This is a genomic window from Aquisalimonas lutea (assembly GCF_030409225.1).
GTDB lineage: Bacteria > Pseudomonadota > Gammaproteobacteria > Nitrococcales > Aquisalimonadaceae > Aquisalimonas > Aquisalimonas lutea.
The window spans coordinates 2,328,957-2,344,969 of the sequence record NZ_JAUFPK010000001.1 but is presented as its reverse complement, the minus strand read 5'-3'; the positions used below and the strand labels follow the sequence as shown (position 1 = coordinate 2,344,969).

Below are 16,013 nucleotides of genomic sequence, written 5' to 3'. Positions count from 1 at the left end.
GCGATGTACATTCCCACGTACGACGACGTCCTGACCGCCCACGAGCGCATCCGTCCGTGGATCCACCGCACGCCGGTGCTGACCAGCGAGACCCTCGACCGCATGAGCGGCGCGGAGCTGCTGTTCAAGTGCGAGAACCTGCAGAAGGCGGGCGCGTTCAAGGTGCGCGGCGCCACCAACGCGGTGTTCAGCCTCACCGAGGAACAGGCCCGGCGCGGCGTGGCCACCCACTCCTCGGGCAACCACGCCCTGTCGCTGAGCCGCGCCGCCGGCTGCCGCGGCATCCCGGGCACGGTGATCATGCCGGAGACGGCCAGCAAGGCGAAGATGCGCGCCGTGGAAGGCTACGGCGGCGAGATCATCACCTGCAGGCCGAGCCTGGAGGACCGGGAGCGCACGCTCAACGCGCTGGTCGAGCGCACGGGGGCGAACTTCGTCCACCCGTACAACGACCACCGCGTCATTGCCGGCCAGGCCACCTGCTCCCTTGAACTCCACGAGGACGCCGGCCCGCTGGACGCGGTGGTCGCCCCCATCGGCGGCGGCGGCATGATCAGCGGCACGTCGCTGACGATCTCGTCCATCGCGCCGCACACGCGCATCTACGCGGCGGAGCCGGCCAACGCCGACGACGCCTACCGCTCCTTCCACGCCGGCCGCATCATCGAGGACGACGCCCCGGACACCGTGGCCGACGGCCTGCGCGTGTCCCTGCGGGATCTCACCTGGCACTTCGTGTCCAGCTACGTCACCGGGATTCTCCTGGCCACCGAGGAGGAGATCATCGACGCCATGCGGCTGGTCTGGGAGCGGATGAAGCTGGTCATCGAGCCGTCCAGCGCGGTGGCCGTCGCCGCGATCCTCAAGAACCCGGAGCTGTTCCGCGGCCAGCGGGTGGGGGTCATCGTCACCGGCGGCAACGTGGACCTGTACAAGCTGCCCTGGCTGCAGCAGTAGAAATCCCCAGAGAGGAGTATCACCATGAGCACCAATGTTCCCGCACAGGTGGGCACGCCGGTGGAAGACGTCCTGACCCCGTGCCTGCTGGTGGACCTGGACGCCTACGAGCGCAACCTGGACCGCATGGCCCGCTACATCGACAGCCAGGGCCTGCGCCACCGCGCCCACGCCAAGACCCACAAGTCGCCGAACATCGCCCTGCAGCAGATGGACCGCGGCGCCGTCGGCGTGTGCTGCCAGAAGGTCAGCGAGGCCGAGGCAATGGTCAACGGCGGCGTGCGCGACGTGCTGGTCTCCAACCAGGTGGTCAACCCGCACATGATCGACCGCCTGGCCGCCCTGGCGCACCAGGCGCGCGTGCTGGTCTGCGTTGACGACCTGGGCAATGTCGACCAGATCAACGCCGCCGCCCAGGCCTACGGCGTCACCATCGAGGTCCTGGTGGAGATCGACGTCGGCGCCGGCCGCTGCGGCGTCGAGCCCGGCCAGCCCGCCATCCCCCTGGCGCAGCGCATCACTGAGGCCCCGGCCCTGCGCTTCGCGGGCCTGCAGGCCTACCAGGGCAAGGCCCAGCACGTCCACGACTTCGAGGAGCGCAAGGCGAAGATCGACGCCGCCGTGGCGGGGGTGCGGGAGACCGTGGACCTGCTCCGCCAGGAAGGCCTGGAGTGCGACATCGTCGCCGGCGCCGGCACCGGCACGTACACCTTCGAGGGCGAGAGCGGCGTCTACAACGAGCTCCAGTGCGGCTCCTACATCTTCATGGACGCCGACTACCAGCGCATCCGCATGGCCGACGGCCGGCTCATCGACGACTTCGAGAACAGCCTGTTCATCTACTCCACCGTCATGAGCAAGACCAAGGCGGAGAAGGCCATCTGCGACGCCGGCCTCAAGGCCCAGAGCGTGGACTCCGGGGTGGCCGTGGTCTTCGGCCGCGACGACGTCGAGTACATCGGCGCCTCGGACGAGCACGGCGTGATCAAGGACCCGGACAACCGGCTGCGCCTGGGCGAGAAGCTCAAGCTCATCCCCGGCCACTGCGATCCCACGGTGAACATCTACGACTGGTACGTGGGCGTTCGCAACGGCCGCGTGGAGTGCCTGTGGCCCATTACCGGCCGCGGCATGTGCCTGTAGACGGAGGCCGCTCATGCTGATCATTTCGGAACAGGCAGTGCGCGACAGCGTGGGCCGGGCCGACGCGGCCGCGGCGGTGGAGTCCGTCTTCGCCGCCATGGCCGCGGGCGACGCCCGGAACTTCCCGGTGGTGCGCGAGGCCATCGGCCATGCCGATGCCCTCTACGGCTTCAAGTCCGGCTTCGACCGGGGCGAGCTCACCCTGGGCGTGAAGTCCGGCGGCTACTGGCCCGGCAACGCCGCGCGGGGGCTGACCAACCACCAGTCCACGGTGCTGCTGTTCGACCCGGACACCGGCCAGCCCCGGGCCCTGGTGGGCGGCAACTACCTCACGGCCCTGCGCACGGCCGCGGCTAGCGCCGTGTCCATCCGTCACCTGGCGCGCCCCGATGCCGCCACCCTGGGCATCGTGGGTGCCGGCCACCAGGCGCCGTTCCAGCTGCGGGCAGCCCTGGAGGAACGGCGGTTCCAGCGCGTTGTCGCCTGGAACCGCAGCCCGGAGCGGCTGAACGACCTGGCCGCGGCCGCTGCGGAGGCGGGCGTCGCCTTCGAGACGGTGGACCGGGACACCCTCTGCCGGCAGGCGGACGTGATCATCACCATCACGTCCTGCTTCGAGCCGCTGCTGTCGGCGCGCCAGATCCGTCCCGGCACCCATATCGCGTGCATGGGCACGGACACGGCCGGCAAGCAGGAGATCGATCCCGCCATCCTGGCGGCGGCCGAGGTGTTCACCGACGAGGTCGCCCAGGCGGCGGGCATCGGCGAATGCCAGCACGCGGTGGCGCAGGGCCTGATCGCCGCGGAGGCGATCCGGCCCGTCGGCGACGTCATCCGCAATGCCGACACGTTCGCCCGCGCCGCCGGGACCGTCACCGTGTTCGACGGCACCGGCGTGGGCCTCCAGGACCTGGCGGTCGCCCGGGTCGCCGTGGAACGGGCCGTGGCAGCGGGGTCGGCCGTCGAAGCGAGCCTGTAACGACCTCCCCTTGAGGAAACGCTGAACCATTCGCGCGCGCTTCTGACCGAGCAGTACGCGGGAACGATCATTCAGCGATTCCTAATGCGCACAGGGACGTGCCGTTCTTTTTCGCCCACGGGACGGCCCTCCGGGACCCGCGTGGACAGGCGGCCGCGGCCGCCTTACCGTGGTAGCGAGCAACCGGTTTCCGCGGGCAGGTACCATGGCACGCGCGGTGTTCCGCTTCTACGAGGAGCTGAACGACTTCCTGGCGCCCGAGCGGCGCAAGGTGGCCTTCGAGCACGTGTTCAGCCGGCGCGCCTCGGTCAAGGACATGATCGAGGCCCTGGGCGTCCCGCATCCGGAAGTCGAGCTGATCCTGGTCAACGGTGAGTCCGCCGGCTTCGGCCACATCGTCCGGGACGGCGACCGCATCGCGGTCTACCCCGTGTTCGAGTCCTTCGATATCAGCGAGCACCTGCGGGTGCGCGAGCAGCCCCTGCGCGCGGTGCGCTTCGTCCTGGATACCCACCTCGGCACGCTCGCCCGCTATCTGCGACTGTGCGGCTTCGACACGCTCTATCGCAACGACTACCGCGACGACGAGCTGGCCCGGATCTCGGCCGGCCAGCACCGGACGCTGCTGACCCGCGACCGCCTGCTGCTCAAGCGGCGCATCGTCACCCACGGCTACTGCGTCCGCTGCGACCACCCGCCGCACCAGCTCGCGGAGATCGTTCACCGCTTCCAGCTGCGCGGCACGATCCGTCCGTTCACCCGCTGTGCCCGCTGCAACGGCACGCTGCGCGACGTGGCCAAGGACGCCATCGCCCACCGCCTGGAGCCGTTGACCCACCGCTACTACGAGACCTTCCGCATGTGCAGCGACTGCGGGCGCATCTACTGGCGGGGCAGCCACGTCCGGCGCATCGAGGCGCTGATCGACGACCTGCCGCCGTCCGCGCTGCCCGGCAACCCGGCTTCCTGACTCCGGCATCCGGCCGCACTCGTGACAGACATCCGCAACCCTTTCCCCTGAATCAAAGGATGCGCAGGACTCGTGCCGATTCGTCCCCGCCAAGGGGTTGCTTTCGAAATTGTATACATGGTTTTATTCATTTTCGTACACAATAAATGCAGTGTCCCTGACAAAAGGGACCGGAGGAGAAACCATGAATTCCCGACAGGATACGGTGGCCGGCGCCGCCGATGCGCCCGCGCGCACCGGGACACCATCGCGCGCCGCCAGGGCGCTGGATCACTTCTTCGGCCTCACGGCCAGCGGCACCACCGTGCGCACCGAGGTCATGGCCGGCCTGGCCACGTTCCTCGCCGGCATGTACATCATCGTGGTCAATCCCGGCATTCTCAGCGACGCCGGCATCCCCTTCTCCGCCGGCCTCACGGCCACGGTGCTCATCAGCTTCCTGGGCAGCCTGGCCATGGGCCTGTACGCCCGCAACCCCATCCTGGTGGCCCCCGGGATGGGCATGAACGCGCTGTTCACCTACACCCTGGTGGAAGGCGCCGGCGTGCCGCTGGAGACCGCCCTGGGCTGCGTGTTCTGGTCCGGTGTGATCTTCGTGATCCTGGCGGTGTTCAACGTACGCCAGGTCATCGTCGACGCCATACCGGCGAACATGCGCTACGCCATCACCTGCGGCATCGGCCTGTTCATCACCTTCATCGGGCTCAAGAACGCCGGCTTCATCGTCAGCAACCCGGCGACCCTGGTGAGCATGGCGGATCTCGGCCCCGCCGTGCTCACGTTCCTGGCGGGCCTGGCCCTGACGTCGGCGTTCGTCTCGCGTAAGCTCCCCGGCGCACTGGTCCTCGGCGTCGTGGCCACCACCCTGCTGGCGCTGCCGCTGGGCCGCCTCTGGGGCGGCGACGCGCCGGTGGTCGCCTGGGACGGCCTGGTCGCCGCGCCGGACTTCAGCTTCATGTTCCAGGTGGACGTCATCGGCGCCCTGAGCGTCGCCTACTGGCCGTTCATCTTCGTGATGCTGTTCACCAACTTCTTCGACGCGCTGTCGTGCTTCATGGGGCTGTCCGAGGCCGCGGACCTCAAGGACGAGGACGGCAACCCGCGCAACCTGAAGCAGTCCATGACCGTGGACGCGTTCGCCTCGATCATCGCCGCCCCGCTGGGCACCAGCGCGGCGCAGACGTTCATCGAGTCGGGCGCCGGCGTCGCCCAGGGCGGGCGCACGGGCCTGGTGGCGGTGACGGTGGCGGTGCTGTTCCTGCCGTTCCTGTTCCTGTCGCCGCTGCTGGAGCTGGTACCGGCCATCGCCACGTCCACGGTGCTGGTGCTGGTGGGCCTGTTCATGCTGGCGCCGGTGAGCAAGGTGGAGTGGCAGCGCTACGACGAGGCCATCCCGGCCTTTCTGGCGGTAATCCTGATGCCGCTGACCTACTCCATCACCATGGGCATCGCCTACGGCTTTCTCAGCTACGTGGTGATCAAGGCCCTGATGGGGCGCATCCGGGACGTCAAGCCGGCCATGCTGGTCGTGGCCGGGCTGTGCATCCTGATGCTGGCCACGGTCTGAGCCGGGCTCGCAGGAACCGGAGCTGTATACGACAATGACACGAGATGCCGGCGGCCCCGTGGCCGCCGGCGCGGAACACAACGAGGAAGCCATGACCAGCGACACGCCAACGGCCTTTGCACTGCGGGGCACCATCGTCGACTGCGGGCCGGCCGCCGGCCCCCGGGTCGGCGACGAGGCGCTGCGGGTAACCGAGGACGGCGCCCTGATCATCGACAACGGGCGGATCGTCGCACGCGGCCCCGCCGGCGAGATCCTGCGGGAGGACAGCGCGCACCTGCCGGTACACGACTATCGTGACTGCCTGCTCATTCCCGGGCTCATCGACAGCCACATCCACTATCCGCAGACGGATATCATCGCCAGCTACGGCGAGCACCTGCTGGCGTGGCTGGAGCGCTACACCTTTCCCGCGGAGGCAGCCTTCGCCGACGCGGACCTGGCCCGCGAGACGGCGGATTTCTTCCTGGCCGAGCTGTTCCGCAACGGCACCACCACCGCCATGGTCATGGGCACCAGTCACGCCCGCTCGGCGGACATCATCTTCGAGGCCGCCCGCCGGGAGGGCATGCGGCTGGTCGCCGGCAAGGTCATGATGGACCGCAACTGCCCCGAGGCGATCCAGGATACCGCCGAGTCCGGGTACCGGGAGTCGCGGGAGCTGCTGGAACGCTGGCACGGCGTGGACCGGCTCGCCTACGCCATTACGCCGCGCTTCGCCCCGACCTCCAGCGAGGCGCAGCTGGAGGCGACGGCGCGGCTGGCGCGGGAGTTCCCCGATGCCTACGTGCACACCCACCTGGCCGAGAATCGCAAGGAGGTCGCCTGGGTGGGCGAGCTGTTCCCGGAGGCGCGCAGCTACCTGGATGTCTACGACCGCTATGGCCTGGTGCGCGAGCGCTCCATGTACGCGCACTGCATCTACCTGGACGACACCGATCGCCGCCGCATGGCCGAGGCCGGCGCGGCGGTGGCGTTCTCGCCCACGTCCAACACGTTCCTGGGCAGCGGGCTGCTGGACTACCGCGCCACCCGCGAGGCCGGAATCCGCACGGGCCTGGCCACGGATGTCGGCGGCGGCTGCAGCTTCAGCATGCTGCGCACCGCCAGCGAGGCCTACAAGGTCTCCTGCCTCAACGACACGCCCCTGTCCGCCACCAGCCTGCTCCACCTGGCCACCCGCGGCAGCGCCGAGGCCATGGACATCGGCGATCGCGTGGGCCACCTGGACCCGGGCATGGAGGCGGACGTGGTGGTGCTGGACCCGGCGGCGACACCGCTGACGGCGCGGCGAAGCGCCCGGGCCACCCTGGAGGAGACCCTGTTCGCGCTGTTCTTCCTGGGGGACGACCGCCACGTGGCGGCAACGTTCGTGGGCGGCCGCAACGCCCACCCGGAGCGGGGTCCGGCGCCCTGACCGTATACTTCAAAAGTGGATATTCGTATACTATTTTTTCAGTAATACTGGCAACTTCCGGGCGCCCGCCGAGGCGGGCCGCCGGAACGGGACGCGAGGCAACCATGTCCGAACCAGTCCGTTTTCTCCTGGGCTTCGAGGAACGTGAAGTCCACGATGCCGATCCCAACATGACGGTGCTGCAGTGGCTGCGCACCCGGGCGCACCAGCCCGGCACCAAGGAAGGCTGCGCCGAGGGCGACTGCGGCGCGTGCACCGTGGTGCTCGCCGAGCCCGACGATGACGGCCGGCTCCGGTACCGCGCGGTGAACGCGTGCATCCTCTTCCTGCCGGCGGTGCACGGCAAGCAGCTCATCGCCGTGGAGCACCTGCGCGAGGACGACGGCACCCTGCATCCGGCCCAGCAGGCCATGGTGGATTGCCACGGCTCCCAGTGCGGCTTCTGCACGCCGGGGTTCGTGATGTCGCTGTTCGCCCTGTTCCACAACGAGGACCGGCCCGACCGGCAGCGCATCCAGGACGTCCTGGCGGGCAACCTGTGCCGCTGCACCGGCTACCGGCCCATCATCGACGCCGCGCAGCGCATGTACGAGCTGGGCCGGGGCGACCGTTTCGCGAGCGCCGAGACGGACACGGCCCGGCGCCTGGACGCGCTGCGCGGCGACGGCACGCTTGCCGTCAGCGGCAGCGGCCGGGCGTACTATGCGCCCCGCACGGTGGATGCCCTGGCGGATCTGCTGGCGGATCTGCCGGATGCCACCATCGTGGCCGGCGGAACCGACGTGGGCCTGTGGGTGACCAAGCAGCACCGCAGGCTGGAGACGCTGGTGGCCACCGGCGAGGTGGCGGAGATGAAGACCATCGTCGAAGGGCCGGAGGTCATCGACATCGGCGGCGCGGCCACCCACAGCGACGCCATGGACGTGCTCGGCCGCCATTATCCCGATTTCGGCGAGCTGCTGCGCCGGTTCGCCTCGGTGCAGATCCGCAACTCCGGAACGCTCGGCGGCAACATCGCCAACGCCTCGCCCATCGGCGACTCCATGCCGGTGCTGATCACGCTGGACACGGAGCTGGTCCTGCGCCGGGGCCGGGAGCAGCGCACCCTGCCCATGGACCAGTTCTTCCTGGACTACCGCCGCACGGCGCTGCAGCCCGGGGAGTTCGTGGAGCGCATCCGGGTGCCGGTGGCCAGCGGCGACTGGCAGCTGCGCTGCTACAAGCTGTCGAAGCGGTTCGACCAGGACATCTCCGCGGTGTGCGCGGCGTTCAATCTGCGCCTTGCCGATGGCGTGGTGCAGGACATCCGCATCGGCTTCGGCGGCATGGCCGCGGTACCGGTGCGCGCCCGGCAGACCGAGGAAGTGCTGCGGGGCCAGCCGTGGTCGGATGACACGGTGGCGGCCGCGGAACGGGCGCTGGAGGCGGAGTTCTCGCCGCTCACCGACATGCGCGCCAGCGCCGGCTACCGCATGCTCAGCGCGCGTAACCTGCTGCGCAAGTGCTACCTGGAGACGACGAATTCATCGGCGCCCACGCGGGTGCTGGAACACGAGGAGGCCCTGGTATGAGCGGCCGCGATCTCCCCTCTTTCGACAACGACAGCCGCGCGGTGCACCAGCCGCTGCCCCATGACAGTGCCCACAAGCACGTCACCGGCGAGGCGGTGTACACCGACGACATTCCCGAGCCGCGCAACCTGCTGCACGCCTACGTGCGCCTGAGCGACGTGGCCCACGCGCGCATCACCCGGATGGACGTCTCGGCGAGCCGCCGGGCCCCGGGTGTCGCCGCGGTGATGACCGCCGCCGACCTGCCGGCGTCCAACGATGTCGGGCCGGTGTTCGCCGGGGACCAGGTCTTCGCCGACGACACCATCAACTACTGGGGCCAGGCGCTGTTCGCGGTGGCCGCCGAGAGCCCGGATGCCGCGTGGGAGGCGGCGTCCCTGGCCGAGGTGGACTACCAGGAGCTGGAGCCGGTGCTCACCATCGACCAGGCCCTGGAGACCGAGTCCATGGTGCTCGCCTCGCGCACCCTGGACCGCGGCGACCCCGATGCCGCGCTGACGGCAGCATCTCACCGCCTGGACGGCGAGTTCGCCATCGGCGGCCAGGATCACTTCTACCTGGAAGGCCAGGTGGCCATGGCCGTCCCCCAGGAGGACGGCGACATGCTGGTCTACAGCTCCACCCAGCACCCGTCGGAAGTGCAGCACCTGGTCGCCGGCGTGCTCGGCATCGCCGATCACGGCGTGGTCGTCGAGACCCGGCGCATGGGCGGCGGCTTCGGCGGCAAGGAGACCCAGCCGGCCCACATCGCCGCCGTCGCGGCGGTTCTCGCCCAGCGCACGGGCCGGCCCGTGAAGCTGCGCCTGGACCGCGACGACGACATGGTCATGACCGGCAAGCGGCACGATTTCAAGGTCCGCTACGACGTGGGCTTCGACGACGACGGCCGCATCCAGGGCGTGGACTTCATGCTCGCCTCCCGCTGCGGCATCTCGGCGGATCTCTCCGGGGCGGTGAACGACCGCGCCATGTACCACGCCGACAACGCCTACTACCTGCCCAACGTGCGCATCGTCTCGCACCGGTGCTACACGAACACGGTGTCCAACACGGCGTTCCGCGGCTTCGGCGGCCCCCAGGGCATGATGGCCATCGAGTACGTCATGGACGAGATCGCCCGGCACCTGGGGCTGGACGCCCACGAGGTGCGCCGGCGCAACCTCTACGGCACCGATGACCGCAACGAAACGCCCTACGGGCAGGTGGTGGAGGACAATATCCTCCCCCAGCTCTACGACGAGCTCGACGCCAGCAGCGACTACGCCGCCCGGCGGCGCGCCGTGGACGCCTTCAACCGCGAGGGCGGCACGCTGCGCAAGGGCCTGGCGGTGACGCCGGTGAAGTTCGGCATCTCCTTCACCACCACGCACCTGAACCAGGCCGGCGCGCTGGTGCTCGTCTATACCGACGGCAGCATCCAGCTCAACCACGGCGGCACGGAGATGGGCCAGGGCCTGTACGTGAAGGTCGCGCAGATCGTCGCCGAGGAGTTCGGCGTGGATCTGGAGCGGGTGCGGATCACCGCCACCACCACCGGCAAGGTGCCGAACACCTCGGCCACGGCGGCGTCGTCCGGCAGCGATCTCAACGGCGCCGCCGCGCAGAACGCCGCCCGCACCATCAAGGCACGGCTGACCCGCTTCGTGCACGAGCACTGGAACGTGCCCGAGGACTCCGTGCACTTCCGCGACGGCCAGGTGCTGGCCGACGACCTGACCCTGTGCTCGTTCCCGGAGCTGTGCAAGCAGGCGCACCTGGCCCGCATCCAGCTCTCCGAGGCCGGCTTCTACGCCACGCCCAAGATCCACGTGGACAAGGACACCCTCAAGGGCCGGCCGTTCTACTACTTCGCCTACGGCATCGCCTGCGCCGAGGTGCTGGTGGACTCCCTCACGGGCGAGTATCGCGTGCTGCGCACGGACATCCTGCACGACTGCGGCCGCTCCCTGAACCCGGCCGTGGACATGGGCCAGGTGGAAGGCGGCTTCGTCCAGGGCATGGGCTGGCTCACCACCGAGGAGCTGAGCTGGACGGACAAGGGCCGGCTGACCACCCACGCGCCGTCCACCTACAAGATTCCGGCGGCCAGCGACATGCCGGTGGACTTCCGGGTGCGGCTGCTGGAGTCGGGCTACAACCAGGAGAAGGCCGTGCGCCGGTCCAAGGCCGTGGGCGAGCCGCCGCTGATGCTGGCCATGTGCGTCTACCACGCGCTCAAGGACGCGGTGAACAGCGTTGCGCCGCCGCGTACCCGGGTGCGCCTGGATGCGCCGGCGACCCCGGAGCGGGTGCTGCTCGCCATGGAGGCCGCGCGCCGCCTGCACACGGGCGCGGCCGCCGCGGAGGCCCTGGAAGAGGTGGATGAATGAGACCGTGGCTGGACGCGCTCAACCGGTGCGTGGAGGCGGACACGCCCTGCGTGCTGGTCACCCTGGTGGGGACCGAGGGTTCCTCGCCGCGGGAGACCGGCGCCAAGATGCTGGTCACCCCGGACAGTGCCCACGGCACCCTGGGCGGCGGCACCGTTGAGCTCGTCGCCCAGGAGCGCGGCCGCGAGCTGCTGGCCGCCGGCGAGACGGCGGCCTCGGAGCAGGAATTCACCCTGAGCGACGAGACGGACCAGGCCTGCGGCGGGCGCATGCGGCTCCTCTTCGAGCCGTTCCAGCCGCCGGCGCTGAACATCGCCGTCTTCGGCGCCGGTCACGTGGGCCGCGCCCTGGTGGAGGTGCTCGCGCAGATCCCCTGCCGCATCCACTGGCTCGACAGCCGCCCGGAGCAGTTCCCGGAGGCGCTGCCCGCCCAGGTGCGCCGGCACGTCCCCGACGACCCGGCGTCCATGGTCCGGGAGCTCCCGGCGGGCACGCTGCTGGTGGCCATGACCCACAGCCACGACACCGATCTCGCCATCATCACCGCCGCCCTGCAGCGCGATGATCTGCCCTTCATCGGCACCATCGGCTCCGGCACCAAGCGCGGGCGCTTCATGCACCGGCTGCGCGACGCCGGCCTCGGCCGGGCGGCCGAGGAGCGCCTGGTCTGTCCCGTAGGCCTGGAGGGCATCGGCGGCAAGGCACCCGGGCACATCGCCATCAGCCTGGCGGCCCAGCTGCTGCAGTATGCCGAGGCGGCCGCCGGCGACTGAGCGCTACCGCCCAGTCTCCTGAAATCCTAGCGGGAAGCCTGCGCCAGCATGCGATCCAGGTGGTTGGCGAAGTTCTGCCGGTCGCGCTTGCTCAGCGGCGGTGCACCGCCGGTGTCGACGCCGCTGGCGCGCATGGTGTCCATGAAGTCGCGCATGTTCAGCCGGGCGCGGATATTGCCCGCGGAGTAGAGCTCGCCGCGGGGGCTGAGCGCCTCGGCGCCCTTGTCGATGACTTCCGCCGCCAGGGGAATGTCGCTGGTGACCACCAGGTCGCCGGGCCCGGCCCGGCGCACGATCTCCGCGTCGGCGACGTCGAAGCCGGACGGCACCTGCAGGGAGTCGATCCACCGGGAGGCCGGGGCGCGCACCGGCTGGTTGGCCACCAGGGTCATCGGCGTCCGTGTGCGCTCGGCCGCCTTGAAGAGGATCTCCCGGATCACCACCGGGCAGGCGTCGGCATCCACCCAGATCTTCATGCCCGCCGCCCCGGCACCGTGCGCACCGTCATTGCTGCACGTCCTCGCGGCCCAGCACCGTGGTCATGGTGGCGGTCATGGAGGCCATCAGGCGGCCGCCGGTGGTGTCGCCGATGTAGGCCCGGCCCTCGCACACGGTAATGGTGCGGCCGGGCTTGATCACGGTGCCCTCGAAGGTGAAGCGCTCGCCGCGCCCGGGCAGGAACAGGTTGGTCTTGAACTCGATGGTGAGAATGCCGGCATCCGCCGGCATGAGCGAATAGCCGGCATAGCCGCAGGCGCTGTCCAGGGCCGTAGTGACGATGCCCGCGTGCACGAAGCCGTGCTGCTGGGTGAGCCGCTCGGAAAACGGCATGGACAGCATCACCCGCCCCGGCGCGATCTCGATCAGCTCCACGCCGAGCAGGTGCATGACCTGCTGGCGGGCGAAACTCTCCCGGATGCGGTCCGCGTAACCCGGGTCCTTCGCCTCGAACGTTGTCATCGGCCGGCTCTCTCCCGTATCAGCCCATGGCGACGGCGGGTACGCCGGTCACCCAGATATGCAGGTACGCCGCGAACACGTACGCGACGACGATGCCGATCACCACGGTGGCGACGGTCGAGGCGGTGCTGGCCGGCGCCGCCGCGACCCCGGCGGCGCGGTCCCGCTGGCGGGCGGCACGGAACGCGATCACCGCCCAGGCCAGGAACGCGCCGAAGAACACGATATCGCCCAGGCGGCCGTTGACCAGCAGGTGCGAGAGCGCCCACACCTTCACCGCCAGCAGCATGGGATGCCCCATCCGGGCCCGCAAGTGGTTGCGGGGCATGTAGGCGGCAACCAGCAGCACGAACGCCAGCACCATGAGCAGCGCCACCAGGTGGCGCAGTGCCGCCGGCGGCGTCCACAGCAACACCGGGTCCAGGCGCATTTGCCCGTAGCCCCAGATGGCCAGCGCCAGGCCCAGGATCGAGACCACGGAGTACAGCCCCTTCCAGGCCGGCTCGCCCAGGCGCGCGATCTGCCGTCGGCGCCAGCCATCGGCGAACACCCGCACGGAGTGCGCCCCCAGGAAGACCAGCAGGCCGATGATCATCAGGTACACGGCTCTAGTGTCCTATAACCTAAGTTCGTTGGATTTTGAGCGTCTGCGCGGCAGAGTTCCGTGAATGTACCCGCCCGGCACGAAGGTCGGCAAGCCCGCGGTGGCCCGCGCACGGCTGCACTATACTCGATGCAGGGACACCTGGAACGGGAGGCAGGGATCGGCCGCGGATTCAGGACGGAGGTTGTCATGAGCCAGACGGTGACTGCCGCGTACGATCGCGTCGACAAGGCGACCAACGCGTTCCACGAGCTCGTTGCGGACGGCTATGCCCGCGAGGAGATCTTCCTCGACAACGACACGGCCCAGATCAAGGTCATCGCCCCGGACTCGCTCCAGGGCGCCGTGGAAGAGATCCTCAAGCGGCACGAGCCGGACAGCGTCTGGGCCCGGCCGTTCCCCGAGCAGTAGCCGGCCCGGGCCATGGCCCGGGCCGACGCCCGGGGGCGGACTGCTGTAACCGGCTATTACCCCTCGTCCCGCGGAGGCTGCCAGACTCGGCAGTCCATACCGGAGGAGAACGAGAGGGTTCCGTCATGCCTGCCAAGAAGATTCTCATGCTCTGCGGCGACTTCGCCGAGGACTACGAAACCATGGTGCCCTTCCAGGCGCTCCAGGCCGTCGGCCACCACGTGGACGCGGTGTGCCCGGACAAGAGCGCCGGCGACACCATCGCCACCGCCATTCACGACTTCGAGGGCGACCAGACCTACACGGAGAAGCGCGGCCACAATTTCACCCTCAACGCCACATTCGCGGAGATCGATCCGGCGGCCTATGACGCCCTGCTGATTCCGGGCGGACGGGCACCCGAGTACCTGCGGCTGGACGAGCGCGTGCTGGCGATCGTGCGCAGCTTCGCCGCGGAGCGCAAGCCGGTGGCGGCCATCTGCCACGCGGCGCAGCTGCTGGCGGCCGCGGGCGTGCTCGAGGGCATGCAGTGCTCGGCCTACCCGGCCTGCCGGCCGGACGTGGAGCTCGCCCACGGCCGCTACGCGGAGATCGCCATCGACGCCGCGCACACCGACCAGTGGCTGGTCACCGGGCCGGCGTGGCCCGCGCACCCGGCCTGGATCAGCCAGTTCCTGAAGGTCCTGGGCACACGGATCGAGCTGTAGCGCCGAAACGCCCGGGCACCACTGGCCGACGCCGCGGGCCCGGGCTATTCTCGGGGAGTCAGCCGGGAGGATAGCCCCATGTGTCAGATCTTCGTGTCCGCCGATCCGGAACTCTACAGTCACCGGTCCCGCTCGCTGCGCCTGCACGGCGCCGTCACCTGCATCCGCCTCGAGAACCTGTTCTGGCAGGTCCTCGAGGAGATCGCCGCGCGCGACGAGCTGTCGCTGAGCCAGCTGATCACCCGGCTCTACGACGAGATCATCGAGACGCGGGGCGATGTCGAGAACTTCTCGTCATTCCTGCGGGTGAGCTGTCTCCGCTACCTGGCCCTGCAGGCGGACGGCGGTATTCCCGGTGACGCGAGCATCCCCATCCGCTCGCTGGATGCCGGTGAGGTGCTGTCCCGGGACCGGTTCATGCGGCACGGCCAGCACGGGACAGGCCCCGAGGCGGCGAGCCCGCCGCTGCGCCACCATCAGGCAGGACGCGCGTAGCGTCCGTGACGCCCGCCAGGCCGCGGCACCGTGCCAAGCAGGTCACGGACTTCCGCGGCCGGGTCTGCCATGCTTGCCGGAAGTCGACGGCATTCCGGAGTGAGCGTCCTTGGGCGTACAACCGCAGATTCGAATCCTTATGCCCTGGCTCCTGGTCGCGCTTGTGGTGTTGGGCGGATGTGCCACGGCACCCCCCGAGGCCGGCCGGGGCGATGCGCCGGTCCGGGAGACCGCCGCGGGCCGCGATGCGGTCGGTGAGAACGGCGGCATCGTCCACGCGCTCTATGACCAGCACGAGGAATGGGCCGGTACGCCCTACCGCTACGGCGGCTCCAGCCGTGCCGGGGTGGACTGCTCCGGCTTCGTCCAGACCACGTACGCGTCCCGGCTGGGCCGCGCGCTTCCGCGTACCACCCGCCAACAGGCGCGGGTGGGTACGCGCGTGGGGCGCGAGGCCGTGCAGCCGGGAGACCTGGTCTTCTTCCGGCCCGCGGACAAGCAGCGGCACGTGGGCATCTACGTCGAGAACGGACGGTTCCTCCACGCCTCCACCAGCCGGGGCGTCACCCTCTCGGACCTGGACAACCCCTACTGGCGCAACGCCTACTGGATGGCGCGACGCCCGTAATCACCCCGCTCCGGGCAACCCTATGCCAGCGCCAGGAGAATCTGCAGGCACATGCCCAGGGTGATCAGCGCGCCGATGCCGTAGGCGACCGTTCGCCAGGGCTGCAGCCTGCGGAGGTAGCACACGGTATGGGCCACCCGGGCGATGGCGAAGCCCGTGAACAGCCACGGTGCGGCGGCCGGGCCGGCGTCCACCCACACATAGGCCACGCCCAGCGCCAGGAAAACCGGAATGTTCTCCACGTCGTTGCGCCACGCCCGGGCCGCCCGCTCGACTTCCGGAAGCTCGGCCTGCGCCGGCGCGGTCCCCGCCAGCCGGGCATCCTCCGGCACCACGAACGTGCGCTTGCCGATCCGGTACCGGCCCTGGTACAGGGCCAGCGCGAACATCTTCAGGAACAGAACCACCGCCGTCAGCGCGTACCACTCCGCCGCATTGTCCATCCGCTTCTCCCGCTATGCC

At 69.8% G+C, this 16,013-nt stretch carries 17 protein-coding genes; 13 read left to right on the top strand and 4 right to left on the bottom strand.

Annotated elements, in window-relative coordinates; genetic code table 11:
- Nucleotides 1-3 precede the first annotated feature (3 nt).
- The 9 genes from bhcB (at nucleotide 4) to xdhC (ending at nucleotide 11,746) form a co-directional block, all read left to right on the top strand.
- Nucleotides 4-957 (top strand): beta-hydroxyaspartate dehydratase BhcB, encoded by a 954-nt coding sequence (gene bhcB, locus QWY84_RS11015; protein ID WP_290202639.1) that lies wholly within the window; start codon nucleotides 4-6, stop codon nucleotides 955-957.
- Nucleotides 958-981: 24 nt separating this feature from the next.
- Nucleotides 982-2,100: a DSD1 family PLP-dependent enzyme gene (locus tag QWY84_RS11010; protein WP_290202637.1), complete on the top strand. Its 1,119-nt coding sequence runs from the start codon at nucleotides 982-984 to the stop codon at nucleotides 2,098-2,100.
- Nucleotides 2,101-2,113: 13 nt separating this feature from the next.
- Complete coding sequence (gene bhcD / locus QWY84_RS11005; RefSeq protein ID WP_290202635.1) at nucleotides 2,114-3,079, top strand: iminosuccinate reductase BhcD; 966 nt, start codon at nucleotides 2,114-2,116, stop codon at nucleotides 3,077-3,079.
- A 205-nt stretch (nucleotides 3,080-3,284) separates the two neighbouring features.
- Nucleotides 3,285-4,049 carry a Mut7-C RNAse domain-containing protein gene (locus QWY84_RS11000; RefSeq protein WP_290202634.1) on the top strand — a complete coding sequence of 255 codons (765 nt, stop codon included), beginning with the start codon at nucleotides 3,285-3,287 and terminating at the stop codon, nucleotides 4,047-4,049.
- A 184-nt stretch (nucleotides 4,050-4,233) separates the two neighbouring features.
- Nucleotides 4,234-5,616 (top strand): NCS2 family permease, encoded by a 1,383-nt coding sequence (locus QWY84_RS10995; protein ID WP_290202633.1) that lies wholly within the window; start codon nucleotides 4,234-4,236, stop codon nucleotides 5,614-5,616.
- 34 nt (nucleotides 5,617-5,650) lie between these two features.
- Nucleotides 5,651-7,033 carry a guanine deaminase gene (gene guaD / locus QWY84_RS10990; protein ID WP_290202632.1) on the top strand — a complete coding sequence of 461 codons (1,383 nt, stop codon included), beginning with the start codon at nucleotides 5,651-5,653 and terminating at the stop codon, nucleotides 7,031-7,033.
- Nucleotides 7,034-7,137: 104 nt separating this feature from the next.
- Nucleotides 7,138-8,604: a xanthine dehydrogenase small subunit gene (gene xdhA / locus QWY84_RS10985; protein ID WP_290202631.1), complete on the top strand. Its 1,467-nt coding sequence runs from the start codon at nucleotides 7,138-7,140 to the stop codon at nucleotides 8,602-8,604.
- Nucleotides 8,601-10,973 (top strand): xanthine dehydrogenase molybdopterin binding subunit, encoded by a 2,373-nt coding sequence (xdhB, locus tag QWY84_RS10980; protein WP_290202630.1) that lies wholly within the window; start codon nucleotides 8,601-8,603, stop codon nucleotides 10,971-10,973. Before xdhA ends, xdhB begins: the two co-directional genes overlap by 4 nt.
- Complete coding sequence (xdhC, locus tag QWY84_RS10975) at nucleotides 10,970-11,746, top strand: xanthine dehydrogenase accessory protein XdhC (protein ID WP_290202629.1); 777 nt, start codon at nucleotides 10,970-10,972, stop codon at nucleotides 11,744-11,746. Before xdhB ends, xdhC begins: the two co-directional genes overlap by 4 nt.
- Nucleotides 11,747-11,772: 26 nt before the next feature.
- Here the strand turns inward: xdhC and QWY84_RS10970 are convergent, their stop codons facing one another.
- From QWY84_RS10970 to QWY84_RS10960, 3 genes are read right to left on the bottom strand one after another with little or no spacing between them, the layout of a single operon-like run.
- Nucleotides 11,773-12,222, bottom strand: a complete 450-nt coding sequence (locus tag QWY84_RS10970; RefSeq protein ID WP_290202628.1) for a YaiI/YqxD family protein — start codon at nucleotides 12,220-12,222, stop codon at nucleotides 11,773-11,775.
- 28 nt (nucleotides 12,223-12,250) lie between these two features.
- Nucleotides 12,251-12,706 (bottom strand): PaaI family thioesterase, encoded by a 456-nt coding sequence (locus QWY84_RS10965; protein WP_290202627.1) that lies wholly within the window; start codon nucleotides 12,704-12,706, stop codon nucleotides 12,251-12,253.
- 19 nt (nucleotides 12,707-12,725) lie between these two features.
- Complete coding sequence (locus QWY84_RS10960) at nucleotides 12,726-13,301, bottom strand: NnrU family protein (RefSeq protein WP_290202713.1); 576 nt, start codon at nucleotides 13,299-13,301, stop codon at nucleotides 12,726-12,728.
- Nucleotides 13,302-13,499: 198 nt separating this feature from the next.
- Here QWY84_RS10960 and QWY84_RS10955 point away from each other — a divergent pair, with 198 nt between their 5' ends.
- The 4 genes from QWY84_RS10955 to QWY84_RS10940 all read left to right on the top strand — a co-directional run bounded on the left by QWY84_RS10955 (nucleotide 13,500) and on the right by QWY84_RS10940 (nucleotide 15,551).
- Nucleotides 13,500-13,721, top strand: coding sequence for a hypothetical protein (locus QWY84_RS10955; RefSeq protein ID WP_290202626.1), 222 nt, complete (start codon nucleotides 13,500-13,502; stop codon nucleotides 13,719-13,721).
- Between the two features lie 125 nt (nucleotides 13,722-13,846).
- Nucleotides 13,847-14,428, top strand: a complete 582-nt coding sequence (locus tag QWY84_RS10950; RefSeq protein ID WP_290202625.1) for a DJ-1/PfpI family protein — start codon at nucleotides 13,847-13,849, stop codon at nucleotides 14,426-14,428.
- Nucleotides 14,429-14,506: 78 nt separating this feature from the next.
- Complete coding sequence (locus QWY84_RS10945) at nucleotides 14,507-14,923, top strand: ribbon-helix-helix domain-containing protein (protein ID WP_290202624.1); 417 nt, start codon at nucleotides 14,507-14,509, stop codon at nucleotides 14,921-14,923.
- 109 nt (nucleotides 14,924-15,032) lie between these two features.
- Nucleotides 15,033-15,551 carry a C40 family peptidase gene (locus tag QWY84_RS10940; protein WP_290202623.1) on the top strand — a complete coding sequence of 173 codons (519 nt, stop codon included), beginning with the start codon at nucleotides 15,033-15,035 and terminating at the stop codon, nucleotides 15,549-15,551.
- Between the two features lie 20 nt (nucleotides 15,552-15,571).
- Here QWY84_RS10940 and QWY84_RS10935 read toward each other — a convergent pair whose 3' ends face one another.
- Nucleotides 15,572-15,994, bottom strand: a complete 423-nt coding sequence (locus QWY84_RS10935; RefSeq protein WP_290202622.1) for an MAPEG family protein — start codon at nucleotides 15,992-15,994, stop codon at nucleotides 15,572-15,574.
- Nucleotides 15,995-16,013: the final 19 nt, after the last annotated feature.